Origin of the sequence: Knoellia remsis, from assembly GCF_003002895.1 — a bacterium.
Taxonomy (GTDB): domain Bacteria; phylum Actinomycetota; class Actinomycetes; order Actinomycetales; family Dermatophilaceae; genus Knoellia; species Knoellia remsis.
Genome location: NZ_PVTI01000022.1, coordinates 33,741 through 55,890, shown reverse-complemented (window position 1 = coordinate 55,890; position 22,150 = coordinate 33,741). Strand labels below are relative to the sequence as shown.

The 22,150-nt window shown below is 71.7% G+C and carries 23 protein-coding genes; 9 read left to right on the top strand and 14 right to left on the bottom strand.

Going from position 1 to position 22,150, the window contains the following annotated elements; all coding sequences use genetic code 11:
* Positions 1-34 precede the first annotated feature (34 nt).
* A complete protein-coding gene (locus tag BCF74_RS12820) occupies positions 35-427 on the bottom strand; it encodes a phage holin family protein (protein WP_106298348.1) in 393 nt (130 codons plus the stop codon).
* A 144-nt stretch (positions 428-571) separates the two neighbouring features.
* Here BCF74_RS12820 and BCF74_RS12815 point away from each other — a divergent pair, with 144 nt between their 5' ends.
* The 8 genes from BCF74_RS12815 to BCF74_RS12780 all read left to right on the top strand — a co-directional run bounded on the left by BCF74_RS12815 (position 572) and on the right by BCF74_RS12780 (position 9,030).
* On the top strand, positions 572-2,041 hold the full coding sequence (locus BCF74_RS12815) for a cytochrome ubiquinol oxidase subunit I (RefSeq protein WP_106298347.1): 1,470 nt from the start codon (positions 572-574) through the stop codon (positions 2,039-2,041).
* Between the two features lie 81 nt (positions 2,042-2,122).
* Positions 2,123-3,187 carry a cytochrome d ubiquinol oxidase subunit II gene (cydB, locus tag BCF74_RS12810; RefSeq protein WP_106298346.1) on the top strand — a complete coding sequence of 355 codons (1,065 nt, stop codon included), beginning with the start codon at positions 2,123-2,125 and terminating at the stop codon, positions 3,185-3,187.
* Between the two features lie 16 nt (positions 3,188-3,203).
* A complete protein-coding gene (locus BCF74_RS12805; protein WP_106298345.1) occupies positions 3,204-4,766 on the top strand; it encodes an ABC transporter transmembrane domain-containing protein in 1,563 nt (520 codons plus the stop codon).
* Positions 4,763-6,604, top strand: a complete 1,842-nt coding sequence (locus tag BCF74_RS12800; protein WP_106298344.1) for an amino acid ABC transporter ATP-binding/permease protein — start codon at positions 4,763-4,765, stop codon at positions 6,602-6,604. The genes BCF74_RS12805 and BCF74_RS12800 overlap by 4 nt, the downstream gene beginning before the upstream one ends.
* Positions 6,601-7,008: a BlaI/MecI/CopY family transcriptional regulator gene (locus BCF74_RS12795; RefSeq protein WP_281257187.1), complete on the top strand. Its 408-nt coding sequence runs from the start codon at positions 6,601-6,603 to the stop codon at positions 7,006-7,008. The genes BCF74_RS12800 and BCF74_RS12795 overlap by 4 nt, the downstream gene beginning before the upstream one ends.
* A 33-nt stretch (positions 7,009-7,041) precedes the next feature.
* The gene (locus BCF74_RS12790) at positions 7,042-7,947 is read left to right on the top strand and encodes a M56 family metallopeptidase (RefSeq protein WP_245889344.1); all 906 of its coding nucleotides are present in this window, start codon (positions 7,042-7,044) and stop codon (positions 7,945-7,947) included.
* A 68-nt stretch (positions 7,948-8,015) separates the two neighbouring features.
* The gene (locus BCF74_RS12785) at positions 8,016-8,585 is read left to right on the top strand and encodes a low molecular weight protein-tyrosine-phosphatase (protein WP_245889343.1); all 570 of its coding nucleotides are present in this window, start codon (positions 8,016-8,018) and stop codon (positions 8,583-8,585) included.
* Between the two features lie 34 nt (positions 8,586-8,619).
* Entirely contained in the window at positions 8,620-9,030 is a 411-nt protein-coding gene (locus BCF74_RS12780; protein ID WP_106298343.1) for a DUF4259 domain-containing protein, read from the top strand.
* A gap of 31 nt (positions 9,031-9,061) precedes the next feature.
* Here the strand turns inward: BCF74_RS12780 and BCF74_RS12775 are convergent, their stop codons facing one another.
* Positions 9,062-9,505 (bottom strand): hypothetical protein, encoded by a 444-nt coding sequence (locus BCF74_RS12775; RefSeq protein ID WP_106298342.1) that lies wholly within the window; start codon positions 9,503-9,505, stop codon positions 9,062-9,064.
* A gap of 166 nt (positions 9,506-9,671) precedes the next feature.
* Between BCF74_RS12775 and purB the strand changes: the two genes are divergently transcribed.
* A complete protein-coding gene (gene purB, locus BCF74_RS12770) occupies positions 9,672-11,081 on the top strand; it encodes an adenylosuccinate lyase (RefSeq protein ID WP_106298371.1) in 1,410 nt (469 codons plus the stop codon).
* A gap of 105 nt (positions 11,082-11,186) precedes the next feature.
* Here purB and BCF74_RS12765 read toward each other — a convergent pair whose 3' ends face one another.
* The 12 genes from BCF74_RS12765 to BCF74_RS12710 all read right to left on the bottom strand — a co-directional run bounded on the left by BCF74_RS12765 (position 11,187) and on the right by BCF74_RS12710 (position 22,047).
* A complete protein-coding gene (locus BCF74_RS12765) occupies positions 11,187-11,822 on the bottom strand; it encodes a VOC family protein (RefSeq protein ID WP_106298341.1) in 636 nt (211 codons plus the stop codon).
* A gap of 75 nt (positions 11,823-11,897) precedes the next feature.
* Positions 11,898-12,722, bottom strand: a complete 825-nt coding sequence (locus tag BCF74_RS12760; protein WP_106298340.1) for an RNA methyltransferase — start codon at positions 12,720-12,722, stop codon at positions 11,898-11,900.
* Between the two features lie 67 nt (positions 12,723-12,789).
* Positions 12,790-13,584: a DUF1206 domain-containing protein gene (locus tag BCF74_RS12755; protein ID WP_106298339.1), complete on the bottom strand. Its 795-nt coding sequence runs from the start codon at positions 13,582-13,584 to the stop codon at positions 12,790-12,792.
* A gap of 50 nt (positions 13,585-13,634) precedes the next feature.
* Positions 13,635-14,456 carry an HAD family hydrolase gene (locus tag BCF74_RS12750; RefSeq protein ID WP_106298338.1) on the bottom strand — a complete coding sequence of 274 codons (822 nt, stop codon included), beginning with the start codon at positions 14,454-14,456 and terminating at the stop codon, positions 13,635-13,637.
* 33 nt (positions 14,457-14,489) lie between these two features.
* Complete coding sequence (locus BCF74_RS12745) at positions 14,490-15,389, bottom strand: siderophore-interacting protein (protein ID WP_106298337.1); 900 nt, start codon at positions 15,387-15,389, stop codon at positions 14,490-14,492.
* A complete protein-coding gene (locus BCF74_RS12740) occupies positions 15,386-16,267 on the bottom strand; it encodes an ABC transporter ATP-binding protein (RefSeq protein ID WP_106298336.1) in 882 nt (293 codons plus the stop codon). Before BCF74_RS12740 ends, BCF74_RS12745 begins: the two co-directional genes overlap by 4 nt.
* On the bottom strand, positions 16,264-17,364 hold the full coding sequence (locus tag BCF74_RS12735; protein ID WP_245889342.1) for a FecCD family ABC transporter permease: 1,101 nt from the start codon (positions 17,362-17,364) through the stop codon (positions 16,264-16,266). Before BCF74_RS12735 ends, BCF74_RS12740 begins: the two co-directional genes overlap by 4 nt.
* Positions 17,361-18,458, bottom strand: a complete 1,098-nt coding sequence (locus tag BCF74_RS12730; RefSeq protein WP_245889341.1) for a FecCD family ABC transporter permease — start codon at positions 18,456-18,458, stop codon at positions 17,361-17,363. Before BCF74_RS12730 ends, BCF74_RS12735 begins: the two co-directional genes overlap by 4 nt.
* On the bottom strand, positions 18,455-19,510 hold the full coding sequence (locus tag BCF74_RS12725) for an iron-siderophore ABC transporter substrate-binding protein (RefSeq protein ID WP_106298334.1): 1,056 nt from the start codon (positions 19,508-19,510) through the stop codon (positions 18,455-18,457). The genes BCF74_RS12730 and BCF74_RS12725 overlap by 4 nt, the downstream gene beginning before the upstream one ends.
* A 238-nt stretch (positions 19,511-19,748) precedes the next feature.
* A complete protein-coding gene (locus BCF74_RS12720; protein ID WP_106298333.1) occupies positions 19,749-20,918 on the bottom strand; it encodes an ABC transporter permease in 1,170 nt (389 codons plus the stop codon).
* Positions 20,915-21,796 carry an ABC transporter ATP-binding protein gene (locus BCF74_RS12715; protein ID WP_106298332.1) on the bottom strand — a complete coding sequence of 294 codons (882 nt, stop codon included), beginning with the start codon at positions 21,794-21,796 and terminating at the stop codon, positions 20,915-20,917. The genes BCF74_RS12720 and BCF74_RS12715 overlap by 4 nt, the downstream gene beginning before the upstream one ends.
* On the bottom strand, positions 21,793-22,047 hold the full coding sequence (locus BCF74_RS12710) for a hypothetical protein (protein WP_146132963.1): 255 nt from the start codon (positions 22,045-22,047) through the stop codon (positions 21,793-21,795). The genes BCF74_RS12715 and BCF74_RS12710 overlap by 4 nt, the downstream gene beginning before the upstream one ends.
* Between the last annotated feature and the right edge of the window lie 103 nt (positions 22,048-22,150).

Here is a 22,150-nt window from a genome sequence, read left to right as displayed (position 1 = left end):
GCATCCTGCGCAATCAGTGCGACGGAAGAAGAGGTCAGTCGTCGTCGCCGTCGGGGAGGACGACGCTGAGGGCCCACGAAACGATCGTGATGACGACGGCAGCCAGGACGGCGTCCCAGAAGAACTCGTCGATGACGAAGGACAGGCCGAGCGGCCGGGAGATCCACTCGGTGATCTGCAGCATGAACGCGTTGACGACGAACGTGAACAGCCCCAGCGTCAGCACGATCGCCGGGAAGGACAGCACCTTCGCGATCGGCCGGATCACCGCGTTGACGAGACCGAAGAGGAGTGCGACGAGGACGACGGTGACGATCTGCTTCGTCCACTCCTCGCCCGGGTCGCCGAAGCGGACGCCGTCGATGAGCCACGCGGCGACCCACAGCGCGATGGCGTTGCTGACCAGTCGAATGAGGAAGTTCTGCACGACAACATGCTCGCACGGCATACCCCCCGAAACCCGGAAGATGACCGGCCACGCCGCCCAGTTGTCTACGACGGGAAGTAGTAGATACTATCGACGGTAGTAGATCTCGTCCGATTGCATCGCCGATCCCAAGGAGCAGGGCACGTGGACCCCGTCGACCTCGCCCGGTGGCAGTTCGCCATCACGACCGTCTACCACTTCCTCTTCGTGCCGGTGACGATCGGGCTGTCGTTCGTCGTCGCCGTCTTCCACGCCGCGTGGATCCGGACGAGGAACCCCGAGTGGTACCGCCTGACCAAGTTCTTCGGCAAGCTCTTCACGATCAACTTCGCCCTCGGGCTGGTCACCGGGCTCGTCCAGGAGTTCCAGTTCGGGATGAACTGGTCGGACTTCTCCCGCTTCATCGGCGACATCTTCGGGGCGCCGCTCGCGCTCGAGGCGCTGCTCGCGTTCTTCGTCGAGTCGACGTTCCTCGGGCTGTGGATCTTCGGCTGGGGCCGGCTGCCCGAGAAGCTGCACGCCGCGACGATGTGGGTCGTCCACGTCGGCACGCTGCTCTCGGCCTACTTCATCCTCGCGGCGAACTCGTTCATGCAGAACCCCGTCGGCTTCCGCTACAACCCCGACACCGGCCGCGCCGAGATGACCGACTTCATGGCGATCCTCATGAACAAGGTGCAGGTCGTCGCGTTCCCGCACGTCATCACGTCGGCCTACCTCGTCGGTGGCGGTGTCGTCATGGGCGTCGCGGTCTGGCTGTGGCGCCGCTCCGCACTGCCCGGGTCGCAGACCCCCGGTGACGTCCCGATGTACCGCAAGGCCGCCCGGTTCGGCGCCGTCATGACGCTCGTGTCAGGCCTCGGGGTCGCCATCACCGGCGACCTCCAGGGCAAGGTCATGACCGAGGTGCAGCCGATGAAGATGGCCGCCGCCGAGGCGCTCTACGACACCCAGGAGGGTGCCGGCTTCTCGATCTTCACCATCGGCTCGCTCGACGGTGAGGAGCAGGTCTTCGCCATCAAGGTCCCCAAGCTGCTGTCCTTCCTCGCGACCGGCAGCTTCAACGGAACGGTCGAGGGCATCAACCAGGTCAAGGCCCGCAACCCCGAGATGATCGCCCAGATCGAGCAGACCTACGGACCCGAGGTCGCGGCCATCGCGGCCGACGACAACGGGGACTACACGCCGATCATCCCGCTCGCCTACTGGACCTTCCGACTGATGATCGGCGTCGGCATGGCCGCCACCGGTGTCGCCGCCCTCCTGCTCTGGATGACCCGCAAGGGTCGCGCCCCGACCGCACGGTGGTGGGTGTGGGTCGCCGCGGCCGTCCCGCTCCTGCCGATCTTCGGCAACAGCTTCGGCTGGATCTTCACCGAGACCGGTCGGCAGCCATGGCTCGTCTACGGCCTCATGACGACGAACTTCGGTGTCTCACCGTCGGTCTCGACCACCGAGGTCATCACCTCGATGACGATCTTCACCCTCCTGTATGCCGCCCTCGCGGTCGTCGAGGTCAAGCTCTTCCTCCGCTACGTGCGCTACGGCGCCGAGGAGTACCACGAGCCCGACGAGGAGCAGACCGAGGACTCCCCGCTCCAGTTCGCCTACTGACGCACTGGACCCGACCCACACCGGCCGGCACACGCAAGCCACCCGGCATACGAAAAGCCAAGGAAGAGAAGCGAGCTCACCATGGACCTCCCCCTCATCTGGTTCGTCCTCATCGCCGTCCTCTGGACCGGCTACCTCGTGCTCGAGGGCTTCGACTTCGGCGTCGGGGCACTCCTGCCGGTCCTCGGTCGGCGCGGCACGGCGGAGGCCGAGGCGGCCGTCGGCGGTGCTGACGACGAGCAGGACCCGGCCAAGCGGCGGCGCGTCATGCTCACCACCATCGGCCCGCACTGGGACGGCAACGAGGTGTGGCTCATCACCGCCGCCGGTGCGATGTTCGCGGCGTTCCCCGCCTGGTACGCCACGACGTTCTCGACGTTCTACCTCGTGATGCTGCTCATCCTCGTCGCGCTGATCATGCGCAACATGGGGCTCGAGTACCGACTCAAGCGCGACAACGAGACCTGGCGCCGACGCTGGGATCTCGCCATCACCGGTGGATCGGTCGCGACGCCGTTCCTCGTCGGGCTCTTCCTCACGACGATGGTGCGCGGCGTGCCCCTGAACTCCGAGGCGGAGTTCGTCGGGTCGCTCGCGTCGATCATCAGCCTGCCGGGTCTGCTGGGCGGCCTCGCCTTCGTCGCGCTGTCCGTGACGCACGGTGGGCACTTCCTCGGGCTGCGTACCGCCGGTGACATCCGTGAGGACGCGCGGGTCGTGGCCCAGCGCGCGGGCATCGCGGCGACCGTCCTCGGCGGGGCGCTGCTGCTGTGGCTCATCTCCTCGAACGGCTCGCCCATGGTGGTCGTCCTGGCGGTCATCGCCGTCGTGGGCCTCGTCGGCGGGCTCGTCGCGAACCGCGCCGACCGCGAGGGCATCGCCTTCGTCGGCACGACCCTGGCGTGGGTGGGCACGGCAGCGGCCTACTTCGTCGCCCTGTGGCCGAACGTCCTGCCGACGACCCTGGACGGCGGGGCACCCCTGACCGCCGCGGCCGCCGCGAGCAGCCCCATGACCCTCGAGATCATGACGTGGGCCGCGGCCATCTTCATGCCGCTCGTCCTCGCCTACACGGCCTTCTCCTACTGGGTCTTCCGCAAGCGCCTGGCGACCCACCACCTCCCGGCCTACGCCGCGGTGAAGTGAGCGGACGGCATACGGCATGAAGCCCTTCGACACGCGACTGCTCACGGCGGTCCCTGCCGCGCGGCGACCGGTGACGGCCCTCGCCGTCGTCGCCGCGGCGCAGGGCGCTGCCGCGATCGCGGTCGCCGTGTCGCTCGCGCTGTTCGTGGCCGCCGTTGCGACACAAGGGGATTGGCGGACCCGAGGCGTATGGCTGCTCGCGGCCTTCCTCGTGCGGGCGCTGCTCGCGGTGGCGGCCGAGCGGGTGGCGGTGAGCGCGGGAGCGACGGTGAGCAGCGCGCTGCGGCGGGGGCTACTCGCGCGCTGGCTGTCGGTGCCGGTTGATGAGCGGCCCGATCCGGCACGCGCGTCCGTCCTCGCGACCGAGGGGGCGAGCGCCGTCGAGCCGTATGCCGCGCGCTACCTCCCAGCGCTCGTCGCCGCCGTGGTCGTGCCGGTCCTCGCGGTCGTGGCGCTGCTGTTCGTCGACCCCTGGAGTGCGCTCATCGTCGTCCTGACGCTGCCGCTGCTGCCGCTCTTCGCGGCCCTCATCGGGGCGTCGACCCGCGACGACACGACGAGGCGCTGGCAGGCGCTGGAGCAGCTGGCGGGGCACTTCGGTGACGTCATGCGGGGGCTGCCGACGCTCGTCGCCTACGGGCGAGCGCGGCGGCAGGTCGACGTGGTGCGGACCGTGTCGGAGCGACACCGTGGGGCGACGATGCGGACGCTGCGGCTGGCCTTCATGTCGTCGGCGGCGCTGGAGCTGCTGGCCACGATCTCGGTGGCGATCGTCGCGGTCGTGGTGGGGCTGCGCCTGTCGCACGGCTCGATGTCGCTCGAGGCCGGGCTGCTCGCGATCCTCCTCGCGCCGGAGGCGTACTGGCCGATCCGCAGGGTGGGGCAGGAGTTCCACGCGGCGGCCGACGGCGCCCAGGCCCTCGACGACTTCGTGCGAGCTGGGGACGGTCTGGGCTCCGTCACCGCTCCAGAACCGTCCCCAACCCACCGGACGTCGGGGTGGGGCGTGGGCCTGACGGCGGTGACCGGGCCGTCCGGGGTCGGCAAGACGACGCTGCTCGACCGCCTCGCCGGGGTGCGCCGGACCGACCGTCTGCCCGAGGTCACCGCCGCGGCGGATCGGCTCGGCATCAGTGCGGACCTCGGGTCCGGCGCCGTCCACTACGTCACGCAGCAGCCGTTCCTGCCCGACGGGTCGGTCACCGAGGTGCTCACGCTCGGCGCGGGCGACGTGGGGCCCGAGCGCCAGTGGGAGGCGCTGCGTCGCGTCGGGCTCGACGGCGTCGTGATGGCCTTGCCCGACGGGTTCGAGAGCCGGCTCGGCGACGACGGCTTCGGGCTGTCCGCGGGCCAGCGCACCCGGCTCGGACTGGCGCGGGCGCTCCTCTCCGACGCTCCGGTACTCCTTCTCGACGAGCCGACCGCACACCTCGACGGTGACGCGGCGGCGCTCGTCCACGACCTCGTCGTCGATCTCGCCCGAACCCGCCGCGTCATCGCCGCGACCCACTCGCCGCAGCTGGCCGCCCTCGCCGACGACCACGTGCGACTCGGCGCCCGCGTGGAGGTGCCCGCATGACGACGCTCGCTCGGGGACGCACCGACCTGCTCGCCGGACTCTGGGGTGGGCTCGCGCTGTCGTCCGGGGTCGCCCTCACCGCGACCTCGGGCTGGCTCATCGTCCGCGCCGCTGAACGCCCGGTCATCCTCACGCTGCTCATGGCGATCGTGTCGGTGCGGGCGTTCGGGATGGCGCGACCGTTCTTCCGCTACCTCGAGCGGCTGCGTTCGCACGACCGCGCGCTCGACGACCTCGCTCGCGACCGCACGGACGTGTATGCCGCCCTCATCCCGCTGACGCCGGCTCGCCTCGGTCGCCGGTCCCGCAGCGCCGTCCTCACCGGGGTGGTCAACGACCTCACCGACGTCGTCGAGTCGCAGGTGCGGGTGCGGGTGCCGGTGCTCGCGGCGGCGCTCACCCTGGTCTTCGCGACGGTGCTCGCGGGGGCGTTGCTCCCGGTCGCCGGTGGCGTCATCGCGGTGTGGGCGCTCGTCACCGTGGCGTTGCACCGGTGGGGGCTCGGCCTCGAACGAGGCGCCCAGCCCGTCGTGGGCGCAGCCCGCGCGGAGGTGGGCCGGGCCGCGGACCTCGTGGCACGGCATACGGCACAGCTGCAGGCGATCGGCGCCGAAGGTGAGGTGCTCGCGCGCCTCGACCGGGCGCAGGACGACCTCGCTCGCGCACTGCGTCGGCAGAGTCGTGGCCGGGCGCTCGTCACCGGCGGAGTGCTCGGGCTGACTGGCATCGCCTGCGTCGTGATGGCCGCGCTCGCGGTCCGGTCCGACCTCGGAGCACCGGTCATGGCGCTGCTCGTCGTCGTGCCGGCGGCGCTCGCCGACACCTTGCTGCCACTGGCCGATGCGGCCCGGGCGCAGGCGCGGGCCGAGGAGGCACAGTCTCGCGTCGACGCGTTGCTCGACCAGGAGCCGGCCGTCGCCGCTGCCCGCGAGCCGTCCCGAACCGTCCACTTGGGTGAGATCGGGACAACTGACGCGCACCCCGGGACGTCCCCAACTGTCCAATTGGGTGAGATCGGGACAACTGACGCGCACCCCGGGACGTCCCCAACCGTCCAATTGGGTGAGTTTTTCACGGGGGAGACCGATCCCAAGGCATCCCGAGCCGTTCAATTGGGTGAGATCGGGACGGGGGTGCCGCACCTGCGGCTGGCGGGCGTGACCGCTGGGTGGGTGGACGGACGCCGCGACGTGGGACCGGTCGACCTCGACCTGCCGCCCGGGCGGCGGGTCGCGGTCGTCGGGGCGAACGGCTCCGGCAAGTCGACCCTGCTCGCCGTCCTCGCGCGCGCCCTCGACCCGTCGGCCGGTCGCTACCTCGTCGACGGCACCGACGCCACCGGGCTCGGGCTCGAGGAGGTGCGCGGCCTCGTCGCCGTCGTCGACGACGAGCCGCACCTCTTCGCCGCCGATGTCCGGGCCAATCTCGTTCTCGCAGCCCCCGATGCGGACGACACCGCCATCCTCGCCGCGCTGCACGTCGCAGGTCTCGACGGCTGGTTCGCGACCCTGCCGGATGGTCTTGACACCGGTCTCGGCGCGGGTGGTCGCGGCGTCTCCGGCGGCGAGCGCACCCGCATCGCGCTCGCCCGAGCCGTGCTCTCCGGGCGGCCGGTCATCCTCCTCGACGAGCCCGTCGCGCAGCTCGACCACGCGACCGCGACGGCGGTCATGCGGGACGTCTGGTCAGCGACGGAGGGGCGTAGCGTTGTCCTCGTGAGCCATCGCGCCGAAGGGCTCGACGGCGTCGATGAGGTCATCGACCTCACCGCCGACTCCCCCACCTCTGCCTCCTCTGCGCAGCTCACCGCAGCCAGCACCCCGAAGGACCGACCGTGACCACCCCCACCTCCAGCCCTGCCTCGACTCCGCGACTCGGAGAGCTCGAGCGCGCCGTCATGGAGCAGCTCTGGGACAGGGCCGCGGAGCACCCAGAGGGCGAGAGCGTGCGCGAGGTCCTCGAGGGGCTGCCGGCGGGTCGCGACCTCGCCTACACGACCGTCATGACCGTCCTCGACCGGCTCACGAAGAAGCAGCTCGTCACCCGAGCGCGCGACGGCCGGGCCTGGCGCTACCGCCCTGCCGGCACCCGGGAGTCACTCACCGCCGAGACGATGCGCGCGAGCCTCGAGGACGCGAGCGACCGGCACGCGGCCCTGCTGCACTTCCTCGACGGCGCCTCGCCCGACGAGCTCGCCGAGCTGCGGGCGGCGCTCGCCGAGGTCGAGCGACGCCGGGGCTGACCCGAGTCGCCATGGCAACCCCGAAGACCTGACGTGTACGCACTCGCCCTCGCCCTCATCGCCGTCGTCCTCGCGGCGGTGGCGCCGCGGATCATGGCCCGGCTCAAGGTGTTCCGCCGTTCACCGCGAGCCGCCCTCGTGGCGTGGCAGGCGGTGTCGCTCGCGGCGGTCCTGTCGGCGTTGGCAGTGGCACCAGCCGCCATCCCGTTCCTCACGCGCACGCATACGATCGCCTGCGCGTCCGAGGAGTGCCCCTCCGCGGTGGCCGCATGGCGGACTCAATGGTGGGCCGTACTGGTGGTCGCGGCCGTCGTCACCTTCGCCGTCCTGCTCCCGCTCCTCGTGTCCGGCCACCGGATCGGGACGCGGCTGCGCGCAGCGCGCACCCGGCATACCGAGCTCGTCGACGTCCTCGGCGACCCCCGCGAGGAGGACGGCACGCAGCTGCGCGTGCTCGCCCACGCGACCCCGACGGCGTACTGCCTGCCCGGACGGCGGTCGCGCGTCGTCCTCACCGAAGGCGCGTTGACCGCGCTGCCCACCGGCGAGCTGTCGGCCGTCCTCGCGCACGAACGGGCGCACCTGCGCGGGCGGCACGACCTGCTCCTCGAGTACTTCACGGTGCTGCACCACTCCGTTCCCGGACCCGTCCGCTCCCCCGAGGCCCTGCGCGAGGTGCGCCTCCTCATCGAGGCCCTCGCCGACCGCGCCGCCTCGCGCGCATCCGGTCCGGTCGAGACCGCGCGGGCGCTGCTCACCCTCGCCCACGGGCAGACTCCCGTCGCCGGGCTCGGTGCCGGCGGTCAGGGCGCGACCGCGGCCCGCATGCGCCTCCTCGCCGACCGCCCGCTGCCCGCGCCCGTCGTCGCGCTGATGTACCTGTATGCCGCCGCAGTCGTCGCGCTCCCGCTCACCCTCCTCTGGCTCGCCTGGCGCTGACGCGCGGCCGGGCCCGTCCCGAACCATCCAATTGGGTGAGATCGGGACGAGGGTGCGAGGCTGGGACGGTGACGCACGGGATCAACGACACGAAGGACGAGACCACCACGGACACGCGCGACACGACCACCGGCGGCGAGCGGCCGGCATACCGGGTCGCGGTGGTGTGCACCGGCAACATCTGCCGCTCCCCCATGGGCGAGTGGCTGCTGCGGGAAGCCCTCGAGGAGGCTGACGTCGCCGATGTCGAGGTCGTCTCCGCCGGTACCTCCGCCGAGGAGAGCGGCAACCCGATGGACCCACGCACCATCGCGGTGCTGCAGCGCCGCGGCCACGTCGATGCCGGCTGGGACACCCATCGGGCGCGACGGTTCGACGCGGACGACTTCGCCGACCTCGACCTCGTCCTCGCCGCCGACCGCGGGCACGAGCGCGCGCTGCGTCGCCTCGCGACGACCGACGAGGACCGCGACAAGATCCGGCTCATCCGGTCCTTCGACCCCGACTCGGCCGACTCCGGCGACCTCGACATGGACGACCCGTGGTGGGGTGACGACGACGCGTTCGACCAGACCTACGACGAGGTCCGCGCCGCCCTGCCCGGCATCATCGAGCACATCCGCGAGACGCGTTCCTGACCGCGGGACCCACGACGTCGCTAGGGTCGGCGCCATGGGTACGTGGGGTGCTGGACCGTTCGACAACGACGACGCGGGCGACTGGGCCTTCGACTTCGAGGGCGCCGACGCCGCGACCGGCCTGACGAGGCTGCGTGACGCACTCGACCTCGGCGCGCCGGGAGAGGCCGTCGAGGCGCCGGAGGGTGCCGAGGCCGTCGCCGCGGCTGCCGTCGTGGGCTGGCTCGCGGACCCGGGCAGCATCCCCGAGTCGGGCTACGGCGAGGACGCGGCGGGCTGGGTGCGGTCGGCCGGGGTGTCCGCCGACGCCGACCTCAAGGCTGCAGCCCGGGCCGCGCTCGAACGGGTCCGCTCGGAGGACTCCGAGCTCGCCGAGCTGTGGGACGAGACCGACGACTCCTCGTGGGGTCAGTCCCTCGACGAGATCGCGGCGCGCCTGCGCTGAGCTGCCCGCGCGCCCCGGTCGGACCGACCGGTCAGACGACGTCCTCCGGCGGGGCGTCGACCTCGACGGCCCGGCTCAGCACCGACTGGAGCACGACGAGATCGTCGAGTGTCCCGTCGGTCCGGTGGTCGGGGATGACGTCGCCGACGTCGACGAGGTAGCACAGCGCCGCGACCGCCATCCGCCGACGAGCCGCGAGCGTCGTCGACATCCGGTCCGGCACGGTCGAGTCCGGTCCCGAGGCGAGCAGCCACTCGGTCGCCCGGTGCACCAGGTCGGCCACCGCACCGAGGTGCGGGTCCGTGTCGAGCTTGCGCAGCCGCACGAGCGCGATGAGGTCGCCGAGCGCGGCCGGGTCGCTCTCCATCCGGGCCGCCGTGCGACGCGAGCGCGCGAACGCGTCCGACTGCAGCAGTCGCGTGACGGACGCCGGCCGGGGCTGGCCGCTGCGGGGGTTCGGGGTGGGTGCGGACACGCCCGTGAGTGTAGGCACCTCACCTGCGGTTGGGTATGCCGCGGCAGGACTTCGGCGTATGCCGTGGTGCGCCTTCCCGGGGACGCGCGCCACGGCATACGGCTGGTTCTCCGGGCGACCTCACCGGCGTACGGAGGCACCCCGCGCGGATGGGAGAATGGCGGTCATGGGTTCCCTCGCTGACGTCACTCCTCCCATCGCGCTCGGCGCCCTCGACGGCCGGTATCGCGGCGCCGTCGCCCCGCTCGTCGACCACCTGTCCGAGCCGGCGCTCAACCGCCAGCGGATCCACGTCGAGATCGAGTGGCTCATCCACCTCACGTCGAACGAGGTCGTCCCCGGCGTGCGCCGCCTCACCGGCGACGAGCAGGCCCGGCTGCGCCAGGTCGTCGACGACTTCGGCCCCGACGAAATCGCCGAGCTCGCCGAGACCGAGAAGGTCACCCAGCACGACGTCAAGGCCGTCGAGTACTTCCTCAAGAAGCGGCTCGCCGAGATCGCCCCCGCCCACGACGACACCGGCCTCGCCGAGCTCATCCACTTCTGCTGCACGAGCGAGGACATCAACAACCTCTCCTACGCGCTCATGGTCCAGGGTGCCGTCGAGGACGTATGGCTGCCGCGCGCGACCGCGCTCGTCGAGGCGCTGTCGACGATGGCCTCCGACCTGCGTGACGTGCCGCTGCTGTCGCACACCCACGGCCAGCCCGCGACCCCGTCGACCCTCGGCAAGGAGCTCGCGGTCCTCGCGTGGCGGCTGCAGCGCCAGCTCCGCCGCGTCGAGGACGCCGAGTTCCTCGGCAAGCTCAACGGCGCGACCGGGACGTACGGCGCGCACGTCGCCGCGGTGCCGGAGGCCGACTGGGAGGAGATCAGCGAGACGTTCGTCGAGGGCCTCGGGCTGACGTGGAACCCGCTGACGACGCAGATCGAGAGCCACGACTGGCAGGCCGAGCTCTACGCCGACATCGCCCGCTTCAACCGGGTGCTGCACAACATGTGCACCGACGTGTGGACCTACATCTCGATGGGCTACTTCGCGCAGGTTCGCGGGCAGGGCACCGTCGGGTCCTCGACGATGCCGCACAAGGTCAACCCGATCCGCTTCGAGAACGCCGAGGCCAACCTCGAGGTCTCCAACGCACTCCTCGACGTCCTCGCCTCCACGCTCGTGCAGTCGCGGCTGCAGCGCGACCTCACCGACTCCTCGATGCAGCGCAACATCGGTGTCGCACTGGGGCATTCGCTCCTCGCCATCGACAACGCGACGCGCGGCCTCGCCGGGCTCGACGCCGTCCCCGAGGCGATGGCGCGCGACCTCGACGCCAACTGGGAGGTGCTCGGCGAGCCGATCCAGTCGGCGATGCGGGCCCTCGGCGCGCAGGGCGTGCCCGGCATGGAGGAGCCCTACGAGCGGCTCAAGGAGCTCACCCGCGGCCGGCGCATCGGTCAGCCCGAGCTCGTCGAGTTCGTGCGGGGCCTGGGCCTGCCGGCCGAGGTCGAGGAGCGGCTCGCGGCGATGACGCCCGCGACGTACGTCGGCCTCGCACCAAGGCTCGTCGACCACCTGGGGTGAGCGGACGGCATACGGACGAAGGCCGTCCATAGTAGAGAAAAGCAGGCTTCCAGTGGCTGGATGCCTGCTTTTCTCTCGTCTCGACCGCTGAGGCCGCAGACCGGGTCAGAGGGTGACAGGGCCCTCGGGGGTCTCGAACGTCACCGACATCAGGCCCGGGGTGCCGCGCGGCGACACGAAGTCGAACGCGATGCCGTCAGTGCCGAAGTCCTCGTCGATGCCGAGCCACTCGCGGACGCGGTCGGGGTCGCCGGCGATCTCGAGCGACGTCAGCGCCACCGTGGTGTCACCGACCGACGAGGGGTGCGGCGCGTCGTCGGCCCACTGGATGAAGAACGGCAGCTGCGGGTCGGCCTGCAGGCCCTTGATGCCGAGCTGCTTCCAGCGCAGCTCGACGCCGTCGGGACGGTGCCGGTTGCCGTCGACCGCGGCGCGACCGAGCCGCTCCTCCTGCTCGGTGATGTCCTCGGTGCTGACGACCCAGCCGAGCCAGCCGCCGCCGGCCTCGGAGCGGGCGCGGACGACCTGGCCGAACGGCGCCTTGTCGGAGGCAGGGTGGTCGAGCACCTCGACGACCTCGAGGAAGCGGTCCTCACGCAGCGGGAGGATGACGTTGCGCGTCCCGAACCGCGGGTGCACACCCCCGTCGACGGCCTCGACCCCGAGCCGCTCCGCCAGGCGGGCAGCGGTCTCACGGGCGCCATCGTTCTCTGCGGCATAGACGACATGGTCAACTCGCATGCCGACAATCGTGACACACAGGAAGGGGTGCTCCTGACACGGGTGTGACGCAGGGGGAAGCAGTGACTCCGCAGGTCAGCGATTCGCGGACCCGCGCTGGCGCACCGCCTCGTAGACGACGATCGCCGCGGCGGCCGACGCGTTGAGTGAGTTCACGGCGCCGTGCATCGGTATGCGGACCCGCGCGTCCGCGGCCGCGAGCGCCTCGTCGGTGAGGCCGAACTTCTCGGTCCCGACGGCGATCGCGACGCCGCCGGTGAGGTCGGTGTCGGTGTGCAGCGCGTCGGTGTCCGGTGTCGTCGCGACGAGGCGTATGCCGCCCTCCCGCAGCCAGTCGACCGTCTCACCGAGCGTGGCGCTCGCCACCGGGACGGCGAAAACCGTTCCCTTGGAACCGCGCACGACGTTGGGGTTGCCCCAGTCGGTGACCGGATCGACCGCGATCACCGCATCGACACCGGCGGCGTCGGCCGTGCGCAGCATCGCGCCGAGGTTGCCCGGCTTCTCCAGTCCCTCGCAGATGAGGAGCAGCGGCGCGTCCGGGAGGTCGAGGTCGGCGAGGCTGCGGCGCACCGCGGGGACGAGGGCGAGGAACCCGTCGGGTCCTTCGCGGTAGGCCATCTTCCCGAAGGCGCTGCGCGAGACTCGGATCGTCTCGACGCCGTCGCGGCGCGCGTCGTCGACGAGGGCGAGCTGCGCATCGGCGTCGAGCATCAGCTCCGGCGCATAGAAGACGGTGCGCGGCCGCACTCCCGCCCCGATCGCCAGGGTCAGCTCCTCGAAACCCTCGACGACCGTGAGCCCGGCGTCGTCACGGGCACGCCGGCGCCGGAGCCCGACGACCTGCTTGAGGCGCGGGTTCGCCGGTGAGGTGATCTCGAGGTCGGGACGGGACGGCATACGGGCATTGTCCCCCGCGATCGGACCGGCCTCCCACGCCGCGCGGCGTCGGAAGCCGGAGGGCCGGTCAGAGCTTGACGTGCTTGGCGTGGGCGAAGCAGTACACGCCGAACGCGGCGAGCCCGAGGGCGATGAGGGTGAGCAGGACCGACCCGAAGGGCTGCTCGCCGAGGGTCTTGAGCGCCCCGTCGAGACCGCGCGCCTCCTCCGGCTGCTGCTGCAGCGCCGCGACGCCGAAGAGCCCGCCGACGATGACGAAAGCGACGCCCTTGGCGACGTAGCCGATGCGCCCGGACGTCTCGGCCCAGCGCCCGGGGTGCGACTCGAGGTCCTCGAGGAAGCCGGAGGTCCAGCCCTTGTACACGTGGTAGATCCCGCCGGCGATGACGGCCAGGCCGAGTAGGCCGACGAGGAAGCGGCCACCCGTCGCACCCATGAGCTTCGCGGTGAAGTCCGCGGACTGCTCGCCGCTCGAGGAGCCCCCGCCGCGGGCGAACTTCGACGCGGAGAAGGCGAGGGCGGCATACATGACGAACTTGCCGGCGGCGGAGGCGCGGTCCTTGGCCTCGGCTCCGTGGCGTCCGACGACGGCTTCGGCGAGCTGCCAGATCGCGAGCAGCGCGAACCCGAGCACGGCAACCCAGAGGATGACCGTGCCGCCGGGCGAGGACGACAACGTCCCGAGCGCGCCCGACTGGTCCGCGGACCCGCCGCCTCCGCCCCAGGCGAGGCGGAGCGCGATCCACGCGATCATGAGGTGCAGCACGCCGCTGATGGCGAAGCCCGTGCGGGCCCCGGCCTCGACGACGGAGGAGTTCTGCGCCTTGTGGGCGGCGTCGCGGTGACTGGTGGGGGTGTCCATGGCGGACACCCTAGGCAGCCGGGCCACCCCGATGGGGCCGAAACCGCAGGTCAGGCAGTCGCGACCGGTTCGTTCGCAGCGGGCAGCAGGGACCGCAGCACCGGCACGAGCCCGTCCTCGTCGACGTCGAGCGTCACCTCGTCGGCGACCTCCTTGACCTCGTCGGGCGCGTTGCCCATGGCGACGCCGCGCGCGGCCCACTGCAGCATCTCGACGTCGTTGCGCTGGTCGCCGACCGCGACGGTGTGCGCCGGCTCGACCCCGAGCTGTCGCCGGATGAGCTCGAGGGCGGACCCCTTGCTCACCCCCTCGGGGTTGATGTCGAGCCAGGCCGTGAACCCGACCGCGTAGTTCACGCCGTGCAGGCCGATGCGCTCGGCCAGGTCCATGAAATCCTCGGCCGTGCCGGTCGGGTCGCGGAACGTCACGCGCGTGACGGGGTGCGCGACGAGCTCCTCCCACGGCACGATCCGCTGGTCGCCGCCGAGCTCGCCGTCGGGGAAGTAGCCGCTCACCTTGAACCCGACGCCGAGCTCCTCGACCGCGACGACGGCGTCGGGCCACTCCGCGCGCAGCAGGTTGAGCGCGGGCGCCGGGTCGAACGTCACCGCCTCGGTCACCTCGTAGCCGCCGTCGAGTCGCGGGTCGAGGCGGATCGTCACGGCACCGTTGGAGCAGACGGCGAAGCCGGTGTCGATGCCGAGCTTGGCGAGGATCGGCAGCGCCGCGACGATCGAGCGTCCCGTCGCGATCGTCACGTGGTGGCCGGCGTCGACGACCGCGCGCACCGCCTCGTGCACCGCTGGGGACATCTCGCCGGCGTGGTTGATCGTCGTTCCGTCGACGTCGAGGGCGACGAGGTGAGCGGTCATGGGCCCACGCTATCCAGCGGTCCTGACGACGCGTCAGCCGCGCTCCTGGCCGAGCTTCCAGTAGCCGGAGAAGAGCACGCTGTGGCGGTCGAGACCGACCGCCTTGACGAGGTGTCGCCGGGTCTCGGTGACGAGGCCGGACTCCCCACAGGCCCAGGCGTACTCGACGTCGCGCAGCCCTCTCGTCGCCGCGTCCGCGCGCAGCGCGGGGAGGAGCGCCGATCCCGGGATGCCGTCCGTGCGTCGGTGCACCGTCACGTCCGTGCCGGCGATGACCGGGTATGCCGTGAGCATGCCTTCGTCGGGAAGCTCCACGTGGATCGTGGCCCGGTCCGCGTCGGCCGGGTGGGTCTCGAGGATCGCGGCGAGTGCGGGCAGGGCCGTCTCGTCCGCGACGAGGAGGAGCCGGCCGTCGCACTCGTGACCGCGGTAGAGCGCGCCGCCGGAACGGAAGCCGACGCGGTCACCGACCCGCGCGGTGCACGCCCAGGCGGATCCGGGGCCGGAGTCGCCGTGGGTGACGATGTCGACGTCGATCGTCGAGGCGGCCGGGTCCTGGGAGCGGACGGTGTACCAGCGGAGGCCGGGGCGGACGTCGTCGGGCATCTCGGCGATGGCTGCCCGCACGTTCTCGCCGGGGTCGGGCAGGGTGAGTTCCGCGCCGCCCCGGGGGAAGACCAAGCCGAAGTACTCGTCGGCGCCGCAGACCCTGAAGTCCCCGAACTCGTTGGCAGAGAAGGTGATTCGGCGCAGGCCATGCCCGAGGTCGCGCACCGCGGTGACGGTCATGACGAACTGGGCGTCGCTGTCGCGGTAGACCGGCGAGGCCATCGTGAGCCGGGACCGCGCGGTGGCGGCAGCGGCCGCCCTGGCGCCCCCGGCGGCCCGGGAGGCACCGGCGGCACTGGCGGCGACGCGGTCGACGACGGTCATGTCAGCTCTCGCTTCCTGCGGTGGGGGATGACGACGGGGTCGCCCGTCGTGGGGTCGGTGACGACGGACGCGGCGATGCCGAAGACGGACTCGATGACCTCGGGCGTGACGATCTCGGCCGGTGCATCCTGAGCGACGATCTCGCCCTCACACATCGCGACGAGGTGGTCGGCGTAGCGGGCCGCCATGGCGAGGTCGTGCAGCACCATGACGACGGTCGTGCCCTCGCGGGCGTTGAGGTCGCGCACGAGCTCGAGCACGTCGATCTGGTGCGCGATGTCGAGGAACGAGGTCGGCTCGTCGAGCAGCAGGACCGGGGTGCGCTGCGCGAGGGCCATGGCGATCCACGCCCGCTGCCGCTGCCCGCCCGAGAGGCTGTCGACGGCGACCCCGGCGAGGTCGACGAGCTCGGTCGCCTCGAGGGCGTCGGCCACGACGTCCTCGTCCTCGCGCGACCACTGGCGGAACAGGCCGTGGTGGGGGTGACGCCCGCGTTCGACGAGCTCGGCGACGGTGATGCCCTCGGGCACGATGGGCTGCTGCGGCAGGAGCCCGAGCCGACGCGCGACCTCCTTGGTCGGGAGGTCCCCGATGACCTGGCCGTCGAGGAGGACCCGTCCGGACGCCGGCGGCAGCAGCCGTGAGAGGCCGCGCAGCAGGGTCGACTTGCCGCACCCGTTCGGTCCGACGATCGCCGTGACGCGGCCGCTCGGGACGGTGAGGTCGAGGCCCTCGACGACAACGCGCTTGTCGTAGGCGAGGCTGAGCGACTCCGCGCTCAGGGTGGTGGCGTCTGCCGGGCGGGCGCTGTCCGCTGCGCCTGTGGCGGTGGGACCTGGTGTGGCCGGTCCTGACGTGGTGGGAACAGTGGCGGTCATGCGGTCTCCTGCGTGGAACGGCGCTGCGCGACGAGCAGCCAGATGAGGACGGGGGCGCCGGCGAGGCCGGTGACGACGCCGACGGGGTAGGCGGTGCCGGGCACGGCGTACGCGCTGACGTAGTCGGCGGCGAGCACCATGGCGGCGCCGACGAGGGCGGCTGCCGGGATCGAGGTCCGGCCCCCGGCGAGGCGGCGCGCAATCGGGCCGCTGAGGAAGCCGACGAACGCGATCGGCCCACAGACGGCGGTCGCCGACGCGGTGAGCAGGACGACGAGGGTCGTGACGAGGGCGCGCAGCCGGTGCGCACGTTCCCCCAGACCGGACGCGAGGTCATCGCCGAGGGCGAGCACACCGAGACGGCCGGTGACGAGGGTGAGCAGCGGAACCCCCACTGCCACAACGGCCCCCAGCCGCGCGATCTCGCTCCACGTCACCGAGCCGAGGCTGCCGGTGAGCCAGACGAGCGCGTCCTGGGCGCGGTAGACGTCGGCGCGCAGCAGCACCCAGTGCACGACCGACGACAGCACGGCCGCGAGCCCCACACCGACGAGGATCATCCGCCCGGTGGCCGCTCCACCGCGTCCGGCGAAGCCGTGGATGGTGACCGCCACGGCGACCGCACCCAGGAACGCCACGGCCGTGACCGGCATACCGGACCACCCGAGGAGGACGACCGCGAACACCGCAGCAGCGCTCGCACCGAGGTTGATGCCGAGGACGTCGGGACTCGCAAGCGGGTTGCGCAGCATCGACTGGTAGGCCGCACCCGCCGACGCGAACGCCGCCCCCGCGAGGACCGACATGACGGCGCGCGGGAGCGTGGACTCCATGAAGATGAACGACGCACCGGGGATCGTGGTCCCGGAGATCATCCGTATGCCGTCCACGAAGGAGATGCGGTAGTCACCGAGGAGCGCCCGGACGAGGAAGAGAGCGACGACGAGCACCGCGAGGGCGGTGACGAGGAGGACCCGGCGGCGACGCACCCGACGGCGTACGTCGCGCAACGTCGCGATCGTGTCGGCCCGCCTCGCGGCCCGGGGTTCGGGAGCGCTGTCGGCGAGGTGGGGCGCAGCGGCCATGAGGGCGCTCATGAGACGTGCATCCGGCGGACGAGGGCAACGAGGAACGGCGCTCCGACGACGGCGCAGACGATGCCGGCCTGCACCTCGCTCGGCGCGGCGACGAGGCGGCCGACCGTGTCCGCGGCGATGACGAGCACTGGCCCGGCGAAGAGCGAGCCGAGCAGGATCCGCCGGTGGTCGGGACCGACGACGGCGCGCACGACGTGCGGGACGACGAGGCCGACGAAGGCGATCGGGCCGGCGAGGGCCGTCGCCGAACCCGCGAGGAGGATGGCGCCCGTCGCCGCGAGCAGCCGATGGAGGACGACACGCTGGCCGAGCCCTCGGGCGAGGTCGTCGCCGAGGGCGATCGCGTTGAGGGTGCGGCCGGAGGCGAAGCAGAGGATGAAGCCGAGGATCAGGAACGGCGCGACCTCGGTGACGATCGACCAGTTGCGGCCGGCGACCGACCCGACCTGCCAGAAGCGGAAGACGTCGAGGGCACCTTGGTCGGAGACGACGATCGCTCCGACGACGCTCGTCGAGGTCGCCATGATGGCGGCGCCGGCGAGGGCCATCGTCACCGGCTGGGCACGGACCGGCGCGAGGAGGGCGAGGAGCTGCACGACGACCGCGGCGACGACCGCCCCCGCGAGGGCGAACCAGACGTAGCCGCCGACGGTCGAGATGGCGAAGAACTTGATGCCGAGAACCACGGCGAGGGCGGCTCCGGCGTTGATGCCGAGGATTCCCGGCTCGGCGAGGGGGTTGCGGGTGAGGCCCTGCAGGACGACGCCGCAGACGCCGATGGCGGCGCCGACGACGAGCCCGATGACGGTGCGGTCGATCCGTGAGTCGACGATCCCGCGGACCTCGGTGGATGCCTCACCACCCGAGAGGGCGCGGAGGATCGCTCCCGGCGCGACGGACTGCGTGCCGAGGAGTAGCGACACCACTGCGATGAGGGCGACACCGAGGAGGCCGACGCCCACGATCACCGGCGCCGGGACACGACCGCCCCGGCTCACCTCCCCTGTCAGGTGAGCCGAGGCAGCCGGCTGGGGGCCGGTCCCGCGGTCGGCGCGGGCCGGCATGGCGGGCGCGGTCGTGGCCCGGACGGTCACTGCTGCGGGGTCCCGTCCACGGCCGCGGCGATCTTGGGCAGGAACTTCTCGAGCGTCACGGGCATCGAGATCGGCGACGGCGACGACATCGTCAGGGCGGTGGCGTTGTCCGCGTTCGCGATGTAGGTGCCGTTCTTGAGCGCGGGGATCTGGCTCAGCAGCGGGTTCTTCTTGAGGGTGTCGACGAGATCGGGCTTCTCGACGTAGAAGATGAGGACGTCGGCGTCGAGCGTCGAGGACTTCTCGGCGGACAGGTTCGCGCTGAACTGGTTCGTGCCCTTCGAGAGGGCGGTGACGACCGGCGAGTCGACGAGGCCGAACCGGCGGAGCAGCTGCGGCCGGAGGTCGTTCGTCGTGTAGAGGCTTATGACGGAGAGGTCGCTCGGGGCGAACGTCGCCCACGCGGCCTTCTTGCCCTTGATCTGGGGGTACTTGGCGACGGCCTCGTCGATCTGCTTGTTGGTCGAGGCGGCGAGTTCCGTGGCGAGAGTGGACCGTCCGAGCGCCTGGCCGACGATCTTGAGGCTGTCCTCCCACGAGGTGCCCCAGGCCTGCCCCGGGTAGGCGACGGTCGGGGCGATCTTCGAGAGCTTGTCGTACTCCTCCTTGGTGAGGCCGGAGTTCACGCCGAGGATGAGGTCGGGCTTGGTGGCCGCGATCTCCTCGACGGGGATGCCCGCGCTGTCGTCGTAGCGGGTGACGGTCGCCTCCGGGTTGAGCTTGGCGACGCCGGCGTCGAACCACTCGGTCGAGCCCTTGGCGTTGCCGCCCCAGGTGATCTTCGTGGCGCCGACCGGGATGACGCCGAGGGAGACGACGACGTCCTGGTCGTTCCAGCCGACCGTGGCGACGCGCTTGGGCTCGGCCGTGATCGTGGTCTCGCCGAAGGCGTGCTTGATCGTCGTGGGGAAGGCGCCCTCGTCGACGGACGTGCTCGACGACGCGACCGGGTCGGCGCCCGCGTCGGAGGTCGGGCCGGTCGAGCAGGCGGTGAGGGCGAGGGCGGCAGCGGTGCTGGCGGCCGCCGCAAGAAGTCGGCGTCGGGAGAACATAAGGCGACCCTAAGTTAGGTCAGCCTCACCTTGTCAAATCCCGTCTCATCCTTCCCAGCAGTATCGGGTGACCCGATACGGTCCACCTCCACCCGAGGAGGCTTCTCGGGTGGAGGTGGATGTCCTTTCGGGTGAGCCAGCGTGGCCCGTATGCCGGTGCGCTGCGTATGCCGCGCGCGTCACGTGTCCGAGATGACCGCCTCCACGGCGCTTGAGGGCCCGCCGCTCCGCCCCCGGGTCACTCGGGGGTGGACCAGGCCTGACGGAGCGAGAGCTTGCCCTGGGTCTGGAGCAGCGAACGCTGGTAGAGCCGCGACGCCACCGCGACGACACCGGCTGCCGCCGCGACGAGCAGGCCGAGCGCGAGCAGCGCCTGCCACCACGGAGCCGACCCCTCGAGCACCCGGATCGGCATGAGCACGGCCGAGAAGGGCGGCACGAACGAGAGCACGACCTTGAGCGAACCCTCCGCGAGCAGCGCCGCGAAGAAGACCGCCATGGTGAGCATGGTCAACGGGGTCGAGGTGGACTGCACGTCCTCGGTCCGGCTGGCGAGGGCGCCGGCCACCGCCCACAGGCAGGCGAGCAGGCCGAACCCGACGACGAAGAACGCGACGAACCAGCCGACCGCGCCGGACACCGCCGGCAGGAACCGGTCGTACTCGGTGAAGCTCAGCCCCACCAGGCCGACGGCCACGAAGATCGCCATCTGCGCGAACGCGAGCGCGAGGTTGCCCGCGACCTTGCCGGTGAGGAGCTGCCGGACCGGGATCTTCGTCGTGATGATCTCGACGATGCGGCTGGCCTTCTCCTCGACGACGCTGTTGGCGAGGGCGAGCCCGAACGTGAACGACGCGAGGTAGAACAGCATCGCCAGAGCGAACCCGACGGCCTGGGCGATGAACGCCTTGTCGGCGTCACCGTCGAGCACGGCCGTCGTCACCTCGGAGCCGCGCGCGAGCGCCTCGACGGACGTGCCTGCGGCAGAAGCGTTCTCGGAGAGGGTGGCATCCCGGATGGCGCTCGTCGCGACGCGTTCGAGGTCGCCGGGCACCTCCTCCTTGCCGGTGAGAACCCACCCGTCGGTGCCTTCACGGATCCACACGTCGGCGTCGCCGTCGCGGACCCGCTGGGTCGCGGCCGCGTCGTCGGGTGCGGTGGCGAGGGTGACGGTGGTCTTGTCGTCGGCGCCCTCGGCCGCGACCTTGACGGCGTCCGCCATCCGTTCTGCCGCAGCGGAACTGGTGACCACGGCATACTCACTCGCTCGGCTGCCGACATACGCCTGGACGCCGAGCGCGGCGGCGAGGATGCCGATGAGGGCGAGGGTTCCGACGATGAACGCGCGGTCGGTCAGCTTGGTGATGATCTCGCGGCGCGCGACCGTGAGCCAGGCGTGGCGGGTCATGCCGTCACCTCTCGGTAGATCTCGGACAGGGCTGGGACCTGCTTGGCGAAGTCGAGGACGTCGCCGCGGGAGACGGCAGCCTCGAGAAGTGCGCGGCGCGCACCTGCGTCGTCCGGCTCGACGAGCGCCGTGGTCCCGTCGACGTCGTGGACGTGTATGCCGGCCAGGTCCCGGACCCAGCCGGCGTCGCCATCGAGGGTGAGCCGGTAGAGCTCGGGCCCTCCGGAGCGAAGCTCGTCGACGCTGCCGGTGGCGACGACCCGCCCGTGGGCCAGGACGACGAGCCGATCGCAGAGCCGCTCGACGAGGTCGAGCTGGTGGCTGGAGAAGAGGACCGGGATCCCGCGAGCGGTGTGCTCGCGCAGCAGGTCGGCCATCGAGTCGACGGCTTGTGGGTCGAGGCCGGAGAACGGCTCGTCGAGGATAAGGGCGTCGGGCTCGGTCATGAGCGCGGCGATGATCTGGACGCGCTGCTGGTTGCCGAGCGAGAGCTTCTCGACCCGCTCGCCGGCCCGGTCCTCGAGACCGAAGCGCTCGAGGTGGGTCGTGACGGACGCACGGGCGGCGGACGCGGTCATGCCGGAGAGCTCACCGAGGTAGACGAGCTGGTCGAGCACCTTCTGCTTCGGGTAGAGGCCACGCTCCTCCGGCATGTAGCCGACCCGGCGCCGCTCGGCGGCCGTGATGGGCGCGCCGTTCCACAGGACCTCGCCGCCATGCATGGCGAGCAGGCCCATGACCATCCGCATCGTCGTCGTCTTGCCGGCGCCGTTGCCCCCGACGAACCCGGTCATGAGGCCGTCGGTGACGTCGAAGGTGACGTCGTCGACCGCGACGAGGTCACCGAAGGTGCGGGTCAGCCCCTTGACGGCGATCACGCGCGCCCCTGCTTCTTGGCCCGCGCGACGAGCCCGGCGATGATGCCGCCGCCGACGGCGCAGATGACGATGGCGGCGACGCCCCAGGCTGCGCGGCTGGTGTCGGTGACCTTCGGGCCGAACACGACCGCGAGGACGAGGCCGACGGGGATGAGCATGAGAGCGGGCATGAGCGCAAGGATCCGTGCGTCGGCCTGGCGCGTGGTGGTCTGGGCGGTGGAGCCGGTCGGGTTCGTCTGCGAGGTGTCCATGACGACGACGCTACGGACCGGCATACGAGAGCGGATCAGCCGCAAGGACGAACTCCGCCGGCCACGCACCTCCCCCTCCCGGCTGATCTCCCTCCCCCGACTG

Bases quoted from the DNA above. Each gene is read 5' to 3' on its own strand.
- purB (WP_106298371.1), top strand. From the start codon at position 9,672: ATGGGTTCCCTCGCTGACGTCACTCCTCCCATCGCGCTCGGCGCCCTC.
- BCF74_RS12805 (WP_106298345.1), top strand. From the start codon at position 3,204: ATGAAGCCCTTCGACACGCGACTGCTCACGGCGGTCCCTGCCGCGCGG.
- BCF74_RS12725 (WP_106298334.1), bottom strand. From the start codon at position 19,510: ATGTTCTCCCGACGCCGACTTCTTGCGGCGGCCGCCAGCACCGCTGCC.
- BCF74_RS12735 (WP_245889342.1), bottom strand. From the start codon at position 17,364: ATGAGCGCCCTCATGGCCGCTGCGCCCCACCTCGCCGACAGCGCTCCC.
- BCF74_RS12780 (WP_106298343.1), top strand. From the start codon at position 8,620: ATGGGTACGTGGGGTGCTGGACCGTTCGACAACGACGACGCGGGCGAC.
- BCF74_RS12750 (WP_106298338.1), bottom strand. From the start codon at position 14,456: ATGACCGCTCACCTCGTCGCCCTCGACGTCGACGGAACGACGATCAAC.
- BCF74_RS12740 (WP_106298336.1), bottom strand. From the start codon at position 16,267: ATGACCGCCACTGTTCCCACCACGTCAGGACCGGCCACACCAGGTCCC.
- BCF74_RS12745 (WP_106298337.1), bottom strand. From the start codon at position 15,389: ATGACCGTCGTCGACCGCGTCGCCGCCAGTGCCGCCGGTGCCTCCCGG.
- BCF74_RS12800 (WP_106298344.1), top strand. From the start codon at position 4,763: ATGACGACGCTCGCTCGGGGACGCACCGACCTGCTCGCCGGACTCTGG.
- BCF74_RS12710 (WP_146132963.1), bottom strand. From the start codon at position 22,047: ATGGACACCTCGCAGACGAACCCGACCGGCTCCACCGCCCAGACCACC.
- BCF74_RS12720 (WP_106298333.1), bottom strand. From the start codon at position 20,918: ATGACCCGCCACGCCTGGCTCACGGTCGCGCGCCGCGAGATCATCACC.
- BCF74_RS12755 (WP_106298339.1), bottom strand. From the start codon at position 13,584: ATGGACACCCCCACCAGTCACCGCGACGCCGCCCACAAGGCGCAGAAC.
- BCF74_RS12760 (WP_106298340.1), bottom strand. From the start codon at position 12,722: ATGCCGTCCCGTCCCGACCTCGAGATCACCTCACCGGCGAACCCGCGC.
- cydB (WP_106298346.1), top strand. From the start codon at position 2,123: ATGGACCTCCCCCTCATCTGGTTCGTCCTCATCGCCGTCCTCTGGACC.
- BCF74_RS12765 (WP_106298341.1), bottom strand. From the start codon at position 11,822: ATGCGAGTTGACCATGTCGTCTATGCCGCAGAGAACGATGGCGCCCGT.